Below are 15,665 nucleotides of genomic sequence, written 5' to 3' on the forward strand. Positions count from 1 at the left end.
AAGGGAAAAAGCTTAAGGCTGGTGACAAGGTTTATGCTACCTGTATGGGGAAGGCCATGGTGCTGTTTAATATTGGTACTGACTCTTTGGAGCAGGGGATGGCCATTTTGGGGGCGCATATTGACACCTGCCGTCTGGATTTAAAGCAAAAGCCTTTATATGAAGCTGGCGGCATGGCTTATTTTGGTACCCATTATTATGGCTAAAGAACAGAAAAAGGATCCTAAGAAGGTTCCTGTTTGGAATAAATACACTGAAGCAGAGAAAAAGGCCCTGCACAAGCTGAATGAAGGCTACAAAGCCTTTTTGAGCCAGTGCAAGACTGAGCGTGAAAGCGTGGTTGAGGCTGTAAAGCAGGCTGAAAAGGCAGGCTACAAAAATCTTGATGATATCATCAAGTCCGGCAAGAAGCTCTCTGCAGGGGACAAGGTTTATTCAGTGTGCATGGGCAAGGCCATTGCAATGTTCAATATCGGAACCGAATCCCTGGAGGATGGTATGGCCATTTTGGGTGCTCATATTGACACCTGCCGTCTTGATTTAAAGCAGCATCCTCTCTATGAATCCGATGGTATGGCTTATTTTGATACCCACTATTACGGCGGTATCAAGAAATACCAGTGGGTAACTCTGCCATTGGCCCTTCATGGCGTGGTGGCACGGCTGGATGGCAGTGTACAGGAAATCGTTATTGGCGAGGATGAGGGAGATCCTGTATTCTGCGTGACTGATCTTCTTATTCACTTATCCCAGGAGCAGATGGAAAAGAAGGCCAGCAAGGTGGTAACTGGTGAAAATCTGGACATCCTCATTGGCAGCTATCCATTAAAGGGTGAGGAAAAGGATGCAGTGAAGGCTGGTATTCTTAAGCTCCTTAAGGATAAGTACAATATTGAGGAGGATGATTTTATATCCGCTGAGCTTACCATGGTTCCTGCCGGCAAGGCAAGGGATTTGGGGCTTGACCGCAGTATGGTACTGGCCTATGGCCATGATGACAGAGTGTGTGCCTATACCTCATTGGTAGCCATGCTGGAAACCAAGAAGGTTAAGCGTACATCCTGCTGTCTGCTGGTGGACAAGGAGGAAATCGGCTCCGTCGGTGCCACCGGAATGCAGTCCCGTTTCTTTGAAAACACTGTGGCAGAGCTGCTTCATGCCTTGGGGGGATATAATGCCATTTCCCTGCGTCGTTGTCTGGCCAACTCCTGGATGCTGTCCTCTGATGTAAGCTCCGCTTATGATTCCCTTTATGCTTCTGCCTTTGACAAGAAGAATGTTGCATATCTGGGAAAGGGTATGGTATTCAATAAATTCACAGGACGTGGCGGCAAGTCCGGCTCCAATGATGCCAGTGCAGAATACCTTGGCAGAATTCGTGCCATTATGAACAAGCACAAGGTTACCTTTCAGACAGCTGAATTAGGTCGTGTGGATCTGGGTGGAGGCGGCACCATCGCTTACATTATGGCTCTTTATGGCATGAATGTAATTGATAGCGGTGTGGCTGTTCTCAGTATGCATGCTCCTTGGGAGGCCGTAAGCAAGGTTGACGTTTACGAAACAATGAAGGGATATAAGGCCTTCTTACAGGAAATTTAAATTTGTTTTTCCAGGTGAATGGTATATGAAAATGAAATTCATATTTTTATTGGTGGTATGCTTGATTGTATTATCACAGCTTCCCATAAATGCTCAGGCGGACAGGGGGAACAGCAAGGCAATTCCGCTGCGAGGCGTGGTGGAGGGCTTTTATGGTGTGCCCTGGACCCATGAGCATCGTCTTGATATGCTTAAATTCATGGCATCCAAGGATCTCAATGCCTATATTTATGCTCCCAAGGATGATGAATATCATCGTAAATATTGGCGTCAGCCATATCCGGAGGATAAGTACAAGGAGCTGCAGGAGCTTACCCAAAAAGCCAAGAAACTGAATATAGATATTATTTTTGCCGTGTCTCCGGGGAATGATATTGCCTTTTCCGGCCAGGATATGTATGAAGACCGTTACGCCATGATTAACAAGATGCAGGCCATGTATGATATTGGAATCAGACATTTTGCGTTGTTTTTCGACGATATTCCCACTAAGGATGCCCATGGTCAGGCAGAATTCGTCAATTGGGTAAATGATAACTTCGTTAAAGCCCGTCCCGATTGTAAACAGCTTATTTTGGTGCCTACGGAGTATTATCTTCGGGATATGGTAAAGAGCGGCTATGTTTCCGACTACACCAGAATATTGGCTGATGAGCTGGAAAAGGACGTACTGGTGCTTTATACCGGCGAGGAGGTTTGTCCTGACGGTCTTACGGAGAATACTATTCATCAGACCAATAAAATATACAGAAAGCCTATGGGAATCTGGTGGAATTATCCGGTGACAGATTACCAAAAGGAAAAGCTGGCTCTGGGGCCTCTGGATAAAATGGACAAGGCTATGGACTCAAAGGAGGTTCCCGCCTTTTTTATCAATCCTATGGAAAAAGCCGAGCTATCTAAGATTGCCATTGCCACGGGAGCAGATTTTGCCAAGAATCCCGGCAAGTACAATGAAAGCAAATCCTGGGACATGGCCCTTAAGGAGCAGTTTGGGGATTTGTATGAGCCCATGAGAATATTTGCCAGCCATTCCCAGCGTCTGGAAAATAAATGGGCCCATATTGGCCGTCCTGATGCCATTAACTTGCAGGTGCTGTATAAGAATCTTTGGGGGACAGTAACGGGCAAGGATACCATTCCGAAAAGAAAGACCATGGATGCCCTGAAAAAGGACAACCGTAAAAGGGAAAGGGCCCTGAAGGAGCTCCAGGATGAGCTGCCCAAAAAGTACCTCAAAGAATGCAAGCTTCAGTTGGAGCAGCTTCAGACCTTAACTGAGGCTGAAAAATACGCTTTAATGATATTGGATAAAAAACCATCTGAGCTTAAACAACCGGAGCTGTATAAAAAATTCAAGGCTGCAAAAGCAAAATATAAACAATATGAAGCCTATGCCAGAATTTCTGACGAAGCCGTCTGGAAGTTTGTGAAGGATTTTGATGTTTGGTATGTGACCAGTGTAGGGGATGATATTAGTGCTGACTGATGTTCTTGTAAAAAGATTTGTCAAAAACAGTGAACAGATTAAGGATACTGAGGTGCGTACCAGCTATGGCTATCTCAGCGGTGGCGTTGGCATAATGGTGAATGTAATTCTCTGCCTGATAAAGCTGTTTATTGGTTTTGTTTCCGGCTCTATTGCTATCATTGGTGATGCCATACACAATTTGGCTGATGCGGGAGCTTCTGTCATAACAATTTTGGGTTATCGGATGTCCGCCAAGCCAGCTGATCCGGAGCATCCCTTTGGTCATGGCCGTATAGAATACATTGCGGGGCTGATAATAGCGGGAGCTATTTTGGTAATTGGCATTGAGCTTCTGCATTCCTCTGTGGAAAAGATGCTGAATCCGGAACCGATGGATACATCTGTAACCGTAATTGCGATTTTAGCCATGTCCCTTATGCTCCAGCTTTGGCTGGGGCTGTTTAACAGGGGGCTGGGCAAGCGGATAGACTCACCTGCCATGCTGGCAGCAGCCACGGACAGCCTCAGCGACTGTGTTGCCACCTTCGTGGTTATTATCTGCCTTATTGTGGACCTTACCACAGGCCACGATTTTGATGGTATGGCCGGTATTGTAGTGGCGCTCTTTATTATCCACAGCGGCTGGGGGGCAGCCAAGGATACCCTGCAACCCCTTTTGGGGGAACCACCTGATCCTGAATTCGTTCGGGCTATTACCCGCCGAACCTTGGAGGAAAAGCAAATATTGGGAGTCCATGATGTTATAGTGCATAACTATGGACCGGGACGAATATTCGTGTCCCTTCATGCGGAGGTTCCTTCGGATATGAGTCTTATGGAGGCCCATAACATCATAGACAGCCTGGAGGAATCCATTAGGGATGAATTTAAGGTTTCCATGACTGTTCATGTGGATCCTATGGTGGTGGGTGACCCGTTGCAAAATGAAATCAAGGAAAAGCTCTATCATATTGTGGCCTGTGTGGATCCACTGATTACTTTTCATGATTTCCGGCTTACATCCTCCGGGAGAATCCTTTTTGATCTGGCAGTGCCATATAATTGTACCTTCACCGATGAGCGTATAATTGAAATGGTGGAGGAGGATATACATAAGGAATATCCGGATAAGGAAGTAACCATACAGATTGACAGATTATGATATGAATTAAATGAAAAAATGTGATATTTGCTGTTGACAGTTTTTACCATAAGTGCTAATATCGTATTCGTAAGATGAATTTAATAAAGATTGGAACAGGTGCCGAAAGGCCTAATAGAGAAGCTGGTTAGATGCCAGCACGGTCCCGCCACTGTATCAGGGAGCGAGTCACAATTATGTCACTGGATTTTATCTGGGAAGGCGTGATAAGCGATGATCTGGAGTCAGGAGAACTGCCTGTTTAACAATCACCGATTGACCTGCGAGTGATGGGGATGGGGATTTAGCAACGTAGATTGTTTAAATCCTGACTGAGTGTCAGGATTTTTTATTAGTATTGCCAAAACCTTTCGCTTTCAGGTTACTGAATAAGTCGAAAGGTTTTTTCTTGTGGTTTCAGCGCTGCAAGGAAAAGCATTGCTCATACATTTCATTTCATTCATTGGTTGCCTGGTGCAACACTAGCTTTCGGATAGGTGGAGCTGTCCGAAAGCTATCTTTCTTTTAGATGTGGATAATTGAAAAAATGTAAACAATAGTTTGAACAAAAGTTTAAAAGCATAATTATAATAACCTTTAGTTATAATTGGTGCCTAGACATGAAAAAAATACATAATTTCTAAATAATTAATACCTACTGTTAAGTTTATCTTGACATTTAACTTTCAGACTGTTTTAATATAGAAGCTGACTCTAAAACAAGGGGTCGTTAAATACAATTATCTAACAATTTAGGAGGAGATTTTGTAATGGACACAACAATAATTCTTATTGCGCTTATCGGTCTTATGTACATGGCATATCGTGGTGCTTCCGTAATTCTGGTTGCTCCCCTGTTTGCCGTAGTTGCTGCACTAGGAAGTGAGCATGCAGTTTTACCAATTTTCAGTGAGCTTTATATGACAAAAGCCGCTGAATATGTAAAGAATTACTATCCAATCTTTCTGTTTGGTGCTGTTTTCGCCCGTCTTATGGAAAAGGGAGGCATGGCAGCATCTGTTGCAGGTAAGATTATTGAAATTTTAGGTGAAAAGCGTGCGGTACTGGCAGTGCTTTTAGGTTGCGGTGCTTTGACCTATGGTGGTCTTTCCGTATTCGTAGTTGCATTCGTTATGTATCCTTTTGGTGCTGTAGTATTCAAGCGGGCTGATATTCCAAAGCGTCTGTTACCGGCTGCATTGTGGATGGGTATCTTCTCCTTTGCAATGGTTGCTTTACCTGGTACTCCACAGATTCAGAATATTATTCCTTCTTCCTACTTCGGTACTTCAACCTGGTCCGGCGTGGGCATTGGTGTGTTCGCCTCCCTGGTATTCCTGCTTATGGGCTGGGGCTGGATTTCCTTCCGTGCAAAGCGCCTTAAGGCTGCTGGCGAGGGCTATGGTCGTCACATTGAGTTCGGTCAGAGACGCCACAAGCTCCCTAATCCAAATTGGAAGGTTTCCTGTATTCCCCTTTTGATGGTTATTGTTCTTAATGTTATTCTTTCCAATCCATTCGGTTGGGAATGGGGCTTCCACTGGAATCAGAATTCTCTGGAGTCCCTGGGTGGACTTAAGCTGTCCCTCTTGGCACAGTCTGTAGCCAAGATTTCTGCTGGTTGGTCCATCAGTATTTCCCTGATTCTCAGCTCTGTTGTGGCTGCATTTATTGCCCGTCGTCATCTCCGCCTTCAGGATGGTATGCTTCCTACTATTAATGGTTCCGCAGTATCCTCCTGTAGTGCTGTACTGAATGTTGCTTCCGGTTACGCTTTCGGTTGCGTAGTTGTAAGCCTCGGCGGATTCGCTGTTATCAAGGATTTCCTTTTGAATCTTGACTTCGGTGGCGGTCCACTGTTCTCTGCAGTGCTTACCACCAACGTAATGTGCGGTATTACCGGTTCCGCCTCCTCCGGTTTGACCATTGCCCTTTCTATGTTGGGTGACCAGTGGGCACAGATGGCCACTGCAGCCGGTATTCCTCTGGAGGCTCTTCACCGTATTGTGGCAGTTGCTTCCATCGGTATTGACCCAGTTCCTCATGCAGGAGCTCTTGTTACCCTGTTGGCAATCTGCGGTCTCAGCCACAAGGAATCCTATGCGGATATTATTGTACTGATGGGTATGAAGTTCCTCGTACCTTTCCTATGTATACTGTTCTATATGATTACGGGTATTGCTTAATAAGCAAAATTGCAATATACTATACCTAACTAAATAATTGGAACAGGTGCCAATGCCTAGTTATTAGGCTGGCCTAACATGAGAAACCGGTTAAAGGCCGGTACGGTCCCGCCACTGTATCAGGGAATCAGGTGTTACTAATTGTCACTGGAATATTCTGGGAAGGCAACGCCGTGGTTATGATCTGGAGTCAGGAGAACTGCCTGTTGAACAATCACCGTTATTACCTGCGAGAGATAGGAAGGGGATTATTTACAGGTTCTCATGGATTTGTGAGTATTAAGCTCTTTCGCGAGTATTCGCGGAAGAGCTTTTTATCTTTTAAAAATTTATAAAAAGAGAGGTAATTAAATCATGAAGAATTTAAAGAAAATGGTAGCATGCTCCCTGGCTTGTGCCGCATTGTTTGCAGTTAACGTAAACAGCTCTGAGGCTGCTTATTCTCTGAATCCAGAGGTTACCACTGCAACTACTGCCTTGAAAAACGCTTCCCAGATTGGCGTAATGGTAAACGAAAACAAGGCATTGGCTAACAAGGCTAACAAGGATGCTATCGTAGTAATGAGCTTCGGTACTACCTATAAGGATAACCGCGACAAGACCATTACTCAGACTGTTGCTGACATTCAGGCAGCTCATCCTGGTGTAAAGGTAGTTACTGCTTTTACTTCTCATATCATCATTGACCGCATCAAGGCCAACGAGGGTATTACCTATCCAACTCCTGAGGAGGCTCTGGAGCAGCTGAAGAAGGAAGGCTACACCCGTGTAGCTCTTACTACCCTGGATGTAATTCCTGGTATGGAGTATTCCTATGATGTGGCTGTATTCCATCAGTATAAGAACGACTTCAAGAAGATGACCATGGGTACTTCTCTGATGTACTGGATGGGCCAGGAGGAGCAGCGTGACGATATTACTGAAACTATGAAGGCCTTTGCAACCCAGTTCCCTAAGCTGGGCAAGGAGGATGCTGTTCTTATTCTGGAGCATGGTACTCCACATCCTGCCAATGCTTATTATAGCGTTATGCAGAACCGCCTGAATCAGTTGGGCTGCGACAATGCGTATATTTACACTGTAGAGGGCTGGCCTGCATTAGGTGACATCATTCCACAGCTGAAGGCAAAGGGCATCAAGAACGTAACCCTCATGCCAATGATGATGGTAGCCGGTGACCATGCCAACAACGATATGGCAGGCGATGAGCCAGATTCCCATAAGTCTATTCTGAAGGCTGAGGGCTTCAACGTTGATACCTACATCCATGGTCTTGGCGAGAACAAGGCAATTCGTGATATCTATGTTGAAAGAACAAATGAAGCCTGGGATGCTTTGCAGGCAAAATAATTTGGTTTAAATTTCATGATTAAAGCAGTACCCCCTTGGTTGTGATATACTAAGGGGGTAATGTTTTTGTGCAAGGAGGATTTTTTCGTGGAACTGATAATGACTGGAATAGATTTTTTCCATAAGGGTGGCCCTGTAATGTATTTATTGTTGCTTTGCTCAATGTTTGTGGTGGCTATTGCCATTGAGCGCAGTATGTATTTTAAGGCCAAGGATCCTGGCCGTAGCTTTGCCCGCAATTTTGCGGATATGCTAAGTCAGGGAAATAGGGACGGGGCTGCTGAGCTGGCGAGGTCCACCAAGGGGATAATTCCTTCCCTTTTATCCAAGGGAATGGCCTTTACAGGTGACGAGCATGTGCCTCTCACCACTTTTTTTGAGGTACAGTCCGGTATCGCTCTTACCCGTTTTCGTAAGCGACTCTATTATTTAAATGTCATTGTGACCATGGCACCACTCCTTGGACTTTTAGGTACCATCAGCGGCATGATTTCCGCTTTTAGCGTGTTTAATCTGGAGTCTGGTCAGGCTGGAGCAATTACCGGCGGCGTAGGCGAGGCACTTATTGCCACTGCCATGGGTCTTTGCACCGCTATTATCGCTTTGGCTGTTCACGCTTATTTTACTCAGCGCATCGACAGCATAGTTTCCGATATGGAGCAGTGCTTCTCCCTGGTGGAGGGTATGGCAGAGGAGCGTGATTGATTATGCGCATCCGTGATCGTCATGATTTTGATAAGCCTGAGGTCATGATAATACCAATGATAGATATTATGTTCTTTTTGTTGGTGTTCTTTATGCTCAGCACCCTTTACATGGTTAATCTTAAGACGGTTCCCGTTAATATGCCCAAGGCCCAAAGTGTGGAAACTCAGATGAGTGTCAATTATCTTGTAACCATGAAAAGCGATGGTTCCCTGTGGCTGGAGGATAAGCTTATCGGGGAAAAGGAGCTTATTGCCAGGGCCAAGGCGGAAAATGCCAAAAATCCGCGGTTTGCAGTGGTGGTAAGGGCTGACCAGAACCTTGATTATGGTATGGTTATTGGCCTTTTGGATAAGTTTAAGGCCGCTGGTATTACCAAATTTGGTTTGGCGGCGGAGTCTGGAGGTAATTAATATGAATCCGGACAAAAATGATTCAGACGAAAAGCGTGAATACCAGGCCTGGTTGGGGTCATTGGCTATTCATGTGGTTATATTTGCCATAGTATGCTTTACGGGGCTATTTGTGGTAGTATCACCTCCACCGGAGCAGCCCGTGGATGTAAGTCTATATGATGCAGATGCCGGAGGCGGACATCAGGGTGGAGGGGCAGCTGCGGCGGCTCCCGCACCATCTGCACCATCAGCTCCGGCTATTGACGATGTGGTGCTGGACAAAAAGAAGGAGGAGCTTCTGCCTAAAATAGAAGAATCCTTCACCAAGGAGCCGGAAAAGCAGGAGCAGTTTAAAAAGGAACACAATGCTCCAGTGGCTGCGGCGGCAGTTACTTCTCCAAATGGTGAGGGAAATGGTACTGGAGAAAGCCTATCGTCCAATGGTGGCAATGGCAGTGGTGGTGAAGGAAACGGCACCGGCAGTGGCCCGGCAGGGAATGGCAACGGTGGCAGTGGTAACGGCAACGGAGATGGTACCGGTAATGGAGATGGTAACGGCAAGCGTCCAGCTATAGCTCCTACCCTTATAGCGGCACCGGAACCAGTGTATCCTGAAAGCCTTCGCCAGCGTAATGTACGGGGCCAGGTGGTTGTCCGTATTGTGGTGGGCACTGACGGCAGTGTAATGAGCGCGGATATTGAGTCATCCTCCGGTTATGGGGAAATGGACCAGTCAGCCCTTAATGCGGCCTGGGAATATCGTTATACTGTGGCCTACAATGAATATGGACAGGCGGTTCCCTTCCAGAAGAGGATAAGGATTACCTTCAAGTTGAGATAGTTTAACATATTTTATGGAGTACCCATTTATGATAAAGATTCAGGGCCTGATAAAGGAATTTCAAGTAAAAAATAAAGAGAAAAAAACAGTTACCAAGCGGGCAGTGGATAATCTTTCCCTTCATGTAAAGCCAGGGGAGATTTTTGGTATACTGGGGCCAAATGGCGCCGGAAAAACTACCACTATTCGTATGCTGACCATGGAAACTCAGCCAACTTTGGGTGAGATTTATTATAATGGGGAATCCATCAAAAAAAATCCTTTGGAAATAAAAAAGCTTATTGGTGTAGTGCCACAGCATATTAATTTCGATAATGACCTTACTGTGGGGGAGAATATGGAGCTTCACGGCCGTCTTCATCACATGAGCTCGGAAAAGCGCAAGCAGCGGATTCAGGAAATGCTGGAATTTGTGGAGCTGGGAGATACCATTAACCGTATGCCCCGTTCCCTTTCCGGCGGGATGAAGCGTCGTCTGCTTATTGCCCGTTCCCTTATCCATGAGCCAAAGATTCTCTTTATGGATGAGCCAACAGTGGCCTTGGATCCCCAGGTGCGCCGTCGTATATGGGAGCTTATCAGGGCCTTGGCAGCCAAGGGCACCACGGTTATTATCACAACCCATTATATTGAGGAGGCGGAGGCTCTCTGCAATCGGGTGGCCATTGTAAATAAGGGCAAGCTTATTGCCATTGATACCCCTGAGGCTTTTTGCAAAAGTCTGGGACGTATTACAGTGGAGTGGGATGATGCGGATGGGCATCAATATCAGTTCTTTGAAAGCCGTCAGGAGGCAGCAGCCTTTGCAGGAACGCTGGAGCATGGGGCACATATCAGAAGAACAAATCTGGAGGATGCCTTCATTGAGCTCACCGGCAGAAAGGAGGGGGTATAATGCTGCAGGATATTTGCACCGTATTTTGGCGTGACTGGGTGGTATTGAAGCGCCGTCTGCCAAAGTTTATTCTAAGCCGCATGGTGGCCCCTATGCTGTATCTGGTGGCCTTTGGTTGGGGCTTGGGAAGAAATATTCAGGTGGGCTCCGGCTCATATCTGGATTTTTTGGTACCTGGTATAATGGCACTGAATTCCATGAATATCAGCTATAACAGCCTCACTCCCCTTTGCACTGAGCGTATTTATCACAGAAGCATAGGCGAATATATTATTGCTCCTATGCGTTTTAATGCCTTCATTATCGGCAAAATTTTGGCAGCTGTGTTGCGGGGACTTATTTCCTCCGCCATTATTATGATTTTGGCCCTGGCCTTTGGGGCAAATCTTAATATTACGCCGTTGTTTGTGGGGATTCTCATATTAAATTGTGTAATATTTGCAGAGGTGGGATTTTTTGCCGCCATGAAAATGGACAGCTATGAGGAGCTGTCCCAGGTGAATACCTATGTACTGCTGCCCATGTCCTTCTTGTGCGGAACGTTTTTCAGTACACGGACCTTGCCGGAGGTTTTTCGCTGGTTCATCGATGTATTGCCACTAACCCATACATCATATCTTTTAAGAGGTATTTCCACCCAATCACCTGTGGCCATGGAGTCAGTTGCGGTCCTTGCACTTTATGCTATAATAGGGTTTATATTAGGCAATAAGGCCTTTCGCGACCAGTTAAAATAAGAAGGAACATTATGCTGAAAAGACTATTTAGGCACTCCAAGGGCGAAGAAAACGACTGTTCCAGGCTGTGCTGTACGAAAATTGAAAATTTTACCGTAAAGGTTGGTAAGCTGACTATATTTGAGGATGTGAATCTTCATGTCCATTGCGGTCAGCTTACGGCTGTTATTGGACCAAATGGAGCTGGGAAAAGTACCCTTCTTAGAGCTATTTTGGGCGAGGTTAGTCACACTGGAACCTTAAAATATGCCGATGCCAAAGGGAAGCATACGGGAAAGCCGATTATTGGCTATGTTCCCCAATATCTGAAATTTGATGTCAGTGCTCCAATTACGGTGCTGGACTTGTTTTCTGCCTGTCGTTCCCGCCGTCCTATCTGGCTTATGCCCTCCAGTATTCGCAAGGAGGTGGAGAAGAGCCTGAAACGGGTTAAGGCGGCTGATCTCATTGATCGCCGTTTGGGGGCGCTTTCCGGTGGTGAGCTTCAGAGAGTGCTTTTGGCCCTGGCCCTTAATCCAATGCCGGACATTCTCCTTTTGGATGAGCCTGTATCCGGTGTGGACCAGAACGGTCTGGAAATCTTCTATAATATTTTGGAGGATTTGCAGAACAACGAGGATATGGCTATTATCCTTATTTCCCATGATCTTAATATGGTGGCCCGTCACGCAGATCAGGTGGTACTCATGAATAAAGGCGTGGTGTGTAGCGGCACCCCGGAGGATGTGTTTAATGACCAACGGACAAGAAAAATTTTCGGTATGCTGACGGAAGGCGGCCACGCCAAGGGCGGTACCGGCTTTGTCTGGGTGGAGCATAAGGGAAAACGGCATGGTCAGGATTGTGGCTGTGCAGCATGTGCATCAAAGGAGGAAAAATAATGGAATACATTTATGACCTCCTGAACTTAATACCCTTTGAATGGTTGGAATATGACTTTATGAAAAATGCCTTCCTGGCAGTTCTCCTTATAACTCCCCTGTTTGGCCTGCTAAGTACCATGGTGGTATCAAACCGCATGGCCTTCTTCTCGGATTCCTTGGGTCATGGTGCTTTTACCGGACTGGCAATTGGTGCTGTTGTGGGGATTATTTCACCCATGCAGTCACTGATATTGTTTTCTGTGGTCTTTGCCCTGCTTATTACATGGATTAAGAATAAAAGCTCAGCCTCCACAGATACCATTATTGGTGTATTTTCATCTACTGGCATTGCTCTTGGCCTTATGATGATGTCTTATGGTGGCGGCTTTAATAAGTTCAGCAATTACCTTATTGGTGATGTGCTGAGCATTACCACTCAGGAGCTGGTCTCCCTGCTATTGGTGCTGGTGCTGGTTTTTGTCCTCTGGGGGCTGATGTTCAATAAGCTGTTGGTGCTTAGCATAAATCAGTCATTTGCCCGTAGCCGCGGTATTGATGTGATGCTTACTGAAGGGATCTTTGCCGCCATGGTAGCGGTGGTGGTGGCCATTAGTATTCAGTGGGTAGGGCTTTTGATTATTAACTCCCTGCTTGTACTCCCTGCTGCTGCCGCCCGCAACGTGTCCAACAGCGTAAAGCAATATCACGCTGTATCCATTGGCAGTGCCATGATTTCCGGTGTTGCTGGACTTATACTGGCATACTATTTCAATATGGCTGCCGGTGCCACCATTGTGGTAATAGCCGCCGTGATTTTCTTTATTACCCTGCTGTTAAAGCCACGTTTTGTCCGCTAGACTTCACAGTGGTGCAGCCCTGCGAAATAAAATAATTCTGAACTGTATATTCTTGCGGATTGTACCACTGGATGGTATAATGTCCCTTGTGAGAATTTTCATTTCACAACGAAATATGTTTTTGCGCTCGTAGTCCAGTGGATAGGACGTTAGCCTCCGGAGCTGAAAGCGTGGGTTCGACTCCCGCCGAGCGCACCATTATTAAAATTTGAGCCTGTCACTTTTTTGTGGCAGGCTATTTTAATTGTGCGGCTTCCCCCATGAGGAGGAAGAAATACTGGAGCCAATGGAACTGATAAAGAGCTATCAGGAGCACCGCCAAGCACTAAATGCAAAGATTGATAAGGTGTTGGAGGCAATAACGGCAAAATTGCATGGGTGATAACTTGTTTTCATATTTCATCACGGTAAGTATATGAACCCTTGCGATGAGTGGTCTGGTAAACTCTCGTTGTGGGGGTTCTTGACGTATTGTTTTAAAAAAACTATAATGACCTTAGAGAATATGTTAAGGACATATTAACACGAAAAAAGACCCTCGATAGATGAATGGCCTGGAAAACTACTCATCTTCGAGGGTCTTGCACTTTTAATTATAGTATAATAGTTGACGTAATTCTTTATTTTATCAAGAAATATACCAATTATAATAAAGGATATAAAGTAAATGATGACACCACAGCAACTAAAGAACAGCATACTCCAGCGGGCTATTGAGGGAAAGCTGGTGGAACAGCGCCCAGAGGAAGGAACAGCCAAGGAGCTTTTAAAAGCCATCAAGGCAGAAAAAGCCCAGCTCATAAAGGACGGGAAAAAAAATCCCAACCATTGCCACCTATCAGCGAGGAGAAAATACCCTTCGATGTGCCGGAAAGCTGGGAATGGGTACGGCTTGGGGATGTATGTCAACCATTTCGTTATGGAACATCAGCCAAATCTGCTAAAGTAGGGAAAGTACCTGTTTTAAGAATGGGTAATATTCAAAATGGTGAAATTGACTGGTCTAATCTTGTATATACAAGCGATGAGAGTGAAATTGAAAAATATATTCTTGAAAAATACGATTTGCTCTTTAATAGAACTAATAGTCGTGAATTAGTTGGCAAAACAGCTATTTATCGTGCTGAGTGGCCGGCTATATTTGCTGGTTATTTGATACAAGTAAAACCTATATTATCAGATAGTTCTTTTGTAAATTTCATTATGAACTCTGAATATGGTAGAAATTATTGTAAATGTGTTAAGTCAGATGGTATAAATCAATCCAATGTTAATGCTCAAAAATTAGGAAATTATCCAATTCCTCTCCCACCATTATCCGAGCAAAAACGCATTGTGGGCAAGCTAGAGGAGCTATTGCCATTATGCTATAAATTGGCAGTATTGAACTGAGATATCGGAAACGCGAATTGTAGCCAAGCTGTAACAGCTCCTGCCATTTTTTGAGTAGCTGGATAATGTAGCAAAGGAGGTACAGGTTTTGCGAGAAAAAAAAGAAGAAATTAATATCCGTTCCAGTGCGGCTGAATATCTAACTTATGTGGCCTCTATTGGTGAACAGCAGGAAAGCGTTGAAATGCGCTACGAGGATGAAAATATCTGGCTAACACAGAAGATGATGGCAACATTGTATGATGTTGATGTACGCACAATAAATTATCACATAAAGAAGATTTTTGTTGATAGTGAATTACAGGAGCAGGCAGTTATCCGAAAATTTTGGATAACTGCTTCGGATGGAAAAAAATACCATACAAATCATTATTCATTAGAGATGATTATTGCGGTAGGATTTAAAGTAAATTCTGTCCGTGCAGTTCAGTTTAGAAAATGGATTAATGAAATAGCAAAGGATTATACCATTAAAGGCTGGGCTATAGATAATGAACGCATGAAAAATGGTGGTTCTGCGCTGACTAAGGAATATTTTGATCGTCTGCTTGAACAGATACGGGAAATTCGCATTTCAGAACGTAGATTTTATCAGAAAATTACGGATATTTATGCGACAGCACTCGATTATGACCGTACAGCAAAAACAACAAAGGTGTTTTTTGCTAAAGTACAAAATAAAATGCACTACGCGGTTCATGGTCATACCGCAGCAGAATTGATATATGAACGGGCAAATGCCCAAAAACCACACATGGGGCTTACGACTTGGGCAGCGGCACCGGAAGGTAAAATTGTAAAAAGTGATGTCAGTATTGCAAAGAACTATCTTTCTCAACAGGAAATGCGTTCGCTGGAGCGTATAGTATCAGCCTATCTGGATTTGGCAGAGGATCGTGCAGAGCGCCATATCCCGATGACCATGCAGGACTGGTCGAAGCGTCTCGATTTATTTTTAATGGCAGATGATAGAGAGGTGCTCAAAGATGCCGGCAAGATAACTGCTGAAATCTCCAAGTCAAAGGCAGAAGCGGAATTTGAAAAATATAGGATAATTCAGGATAGGCAGTTTATGTCCGATTTTGATAAATATTTATTGGAATTGGAAAACGACAAGAAGAACTAAGACTTCTGCCATATTGCAAGTAGTTTTGTAGATGTAACATTGACACATGTCCATATTTTTGCTAAAATTCAGCCTAGCGATGAAGAAGAAAAGTAGTCTCTCCG

Annotated in this window: 16 protein-coding genes, 1 tRNA gene, 1 pseudogene and 2 riboswitches; all 18 genes and pseudogenes read left to right on the top strand. The window is 44.8% G+C overall.

The window, feature by feature from the left end; translation table 11 throughout:
* A pseudogene (locus ACKI5G_RS04915) lies at positions 1 to 203 on the top strand (aminopeptidase); the annotation flags it as partial.
* Complete coding sequence (locus ACKI5G_RS04920; protein WP_407398198.1) at positions 199 to 1,602, top strand: aminopeptidase; 1,404 nt, start codon at positions 199 to 201, stop codon at positions 1,600 to 1,602. The pseudogene ACKI5G_RS04915 and the gene ACKI5G_RS04920, both read left to right, overlap by 5 nt.
* 25 nt (positions 1,603 to 1,627) lie before the next feature.
* Positions 1,628 to 3,091, top strand: coding sequence for a protein O-GlcNAcase (locus ACKI5G_RS04925; protein ID WP_407398200.1), 1,464 nt, complete (start codon positions 1,628 to 1,630; stop codon positions 3,089 to 3,091).
* Entirely contained in the window at positions 3,081 to 4,235 is a 1,155-nt protein-coding gene (locus ACKI5G_RS04930) for a cation diffusion facilitator family transporter (protein ID WP_407398202.1), read from the top strand. The genes ACKI5G_RS04925 and ACKI5G_RS04930 overlap by 11 nt, the downstream gene beginning before the upstream one ends.
* Positions 4,236 to 4,315: 80 nt before the next feature.
* A riboswitch (cobalamin riboswitch) is annotated at positions 4,316 to 4,491 on the top strand.
* Between the two features lie 493 nt (positions 4,492 to 4,984).
* Positions 4,985 to 6,400 carry a GntP family permease gene (locus ACKI5G_RS04935; protein WP_407398204.1) on the top strand — a complete coding sequence of 472 codons (1,416 nt, stop codon included), beginning with the start codon at positions 4,985 to 4,987 and terminating at the stop codon, positions 6,398 to 6,400.
* Positions 6,401 to 6,427: 27 nt separating this feature from the next.
* Positions 6,428 to 6,622: riboswitch (cobalamin riboswitch) on the top strand.
* A gap of 132 nt (positions 6,623 to 6,754) precedes the next feature.
* A complete protein-coding gene (locus ACKI5G_RS04940; protein ID WP_407398206.1) occupies positions 6,755 to 7,750 on the top strand; it encodes a sirohydrochlorin cobaltochelatase in 996 nt (331 codons plus the stop codon).
* Between the two features lie 87 nt (positions 7,751 to 7,837).
* Positions 7,838 to 8,455: a MotA/TolQ/ExbB proton channel family protein gene (locus ACKI5G_RS04945; RefSeq protein ID WP_407398208.1), complete on the top strand. Its 618-nt coding sequence runs from the start codon at positions 7,838 to 7,840 to the stop codon at positions 8,453 to 8,455.
* A 2-nt stretch (positions 8,456 to 8,457) separates the two neighbouring features.
* Complete coding sequence (locus ACKI5G_RS04950; RefSeq protein WP_407398210.1) at positions 8,458 to 8,868, top strand: ExbD/TolR family protein; 411 nt, start codon at positions 8,458 to 8,460, stop codon at positions 8,866 to 8,868.
* Position 8,869: 1 nt separating this feature from the next.
* Positions 8,870 to 9,691, top strand: coding sequence for an energy transducer TonB (locus ACKI5G_RS04955; protein WP_407398212.1), 822 nt, complete (start codon positions 8,870 to 8,872; stop codon positions 9,689 to 9,691).
* A gap of 28 nt (positions 9,692 to 9,719) precedes the next feature.
* Positions 9,720 to 10,586 (top strand): ABC transporter ATP-binding protein, encoded by an 867-nt coding sequence (locus ACKI5G_RS04960; RefSeq protein ID WP_407398214.1) that lies wholly within the window; start codon positions 9,720 to 9,722, stop codon positions 10,584 to 10,586.
* Complete coding sequence (locus ACKI5G_RS04965) at positions 10,586 to 11,323, top strand: ABC transporter permease (protein ID WP_407398216.1); 738 nt, start codon at positions 10,586 to 10,588, stop codon at positions 11,321 to 11,323. The genes ACKI5G_RS04960 and ACKI5G_RS04965 overlap by 1 nt, the downstream gene beginning before the upstream one ends.
* 11 nt (positions 11,324 to 11,334) lie before the next feature.
* Entirely contained in the window at positions 11,335 to 12,204 is an 870-nt protein-coding gene (locus ACKI5G_RS04970; RefSeq protein WP_407398218.1) for a metal ABC transporter ATP-binding protein, read from the top strand.
* The gene (locus tag ACKI5G_RS04975) at positions 12,204 to 13,043 is read left to right on the top strand and encodes a metal ABC transporter permease (RefSeq protein ID WP_407398220.1); all 840 of its coding nucleotides are present in this window, start codon (positions 12,204 to 12,206) and stop codon (positions 13,041 to 13,043) included. Before ACKI5G_RS04970 ends, ACKI5G_RS04975 begins: the two co-directional genes overlap by 1 nt.
* Positions 13,044 to 13,166: 123 nt before the next feature.
* Positions 13,167 to 13,241 (top strand) — tRNA-Arg (locus ACKI5G_RS04980).
* 46 nt (positions 13,242 to 13,287) lie between these two features.
* Positions 13,288 to 13,425 (top strand): hypothetical protein, encoded by a 138-nt coding sequence (locus tag ACKI5G_RS04985; protein WP_407398222.1) that lies wholly within the window; start codon positions 13,288 to 13,290, stop codon positions 13,423 to 13,425.
* Positions 13,426 to 13,710: 285 nt separating this feature from the next.
* Entirely contained in the window at positions 13,711 to 13,992 is a 282-nt protein-coding gene (locus ACKI5G_RS04990) for a hypothetical protein (RefSeq protein WP_407398224.1), read from the top strand.
* The gene (locus ACKI5G_RS04995) at positions 13,908 to 14,435 is read left to right on the top strand and encodes a restriction endonuclease subunit S (RefSeq protein ID WP_407398226.1); all 528 of its coding nucleotides are present in this window, start codon (positions 13,908 to 13,910) and stop codon (positions 14,433 to 14,435) included. Before ACKI5G_RS04990 ends, ACKI5G_RS04995 begins: the two co-directional genes overlap by 85 nt.
* Positions 14,436 to 14,523: 88 nt before the next feature.
* On the top strand, positions 14,524 to 15,561 hold the full coding sequence (locus tag ACKI5G_RS05000) for a virulence RhuM family protein (protein WP_407398228.1): 1,038 nt from the start codon (positions 14,524 to 14,526) through the stop codon (positions 15,559 to 15,561).
* Positions 15,562 to 15,665 lie beyond the last annotated feature (104 nt).

It is taken from the genome of Anaerovibrio sp., assembly GCF_045637405.1.
GTDB lineage: Bacteria > Bacillota > Negativicutes > Selenomonadales > Selenomonadaceae > Anaerovibrio.

Bases quoted from the DNA above. Each gene is read 5' to 3' on its own strand.
- ACKI5G_RS04920 (WP_407398198.1), top strand. From the start codon at position 199: ATGGCTAAAGAACAGAAAAAGGATCCTAAGAAGGTTCCTGTTTGGAAT.
- ACKI5G_RS04925 (WP_407398200.1), top strand. From the start codon at position 1,628: ATGAAAATGAAATTCATATTTTTATTGGTGGTATGCTTGATTGTATTA.
- ACKI5G_RS04935 (WP_407398204.1), top strand. From the start codon at position 4,985: ATGGACACAACAATAATTCTTATTGCGCTTATCGGTCTTATGTACATG.
- ACKI5G_RS04940 (WP_407398206.1), top strand. From the start codon at position 6,755: ATGAAGAATTTAAAGAAAATGGTAGCATGCTCCCTGGCTTGTGCCGCA.
- ACKI5G_RS04950 (WP_407398210.1), top strand. From the start codon at position 8,458: ATGCGCATCCGTGATCGTCATGATTTTGATAAGCCTGAGGTCATGATA.
- ACKI5G_RS04955 (WP_407398212.1), top strand. From the start codon at position 8,870: ATGAATCCGGACAAAAATGATTCAGACGAAAAGCGTGAATACCAGGCC.
- ACKI5G_RS04960 (WP_407398214.1), top strand. From the start codon at position 9,720: ATGATAAAGATTCAGGGCCTGATAAAGGAATTTCAAGTAAAAAATAAA.
- ACKI5G_RS04965 (WP_407398216.1), top strand. From the start codon at position 10,586: ATGCTGCAGGATATTTGCACCGTATTTTGGCGTGACTGGGTGGTATTG.
- ACKI5G_RS04970 (WP_407398218.1), top strand. From the start codon at position 11,335: ATGCTGAAAAGACTATTTAGGCACTCCAAGGGCGAAGAAAACGACTGT.
- ACKI5G_RS04975 (WP_407398220.1), top strand. From the start codon at position 12,204: ATGGAATACATTTATGACCTCCTGAACTTAATACCCTTTGAATGGTTG.
- ACKI5G_RS04990 (WP_407398224.1), top strand. From the start codon at position 13,711: ATGATGACACCACAGCAACTAAAGAACAGCATACTCCAGCGGGCTATT.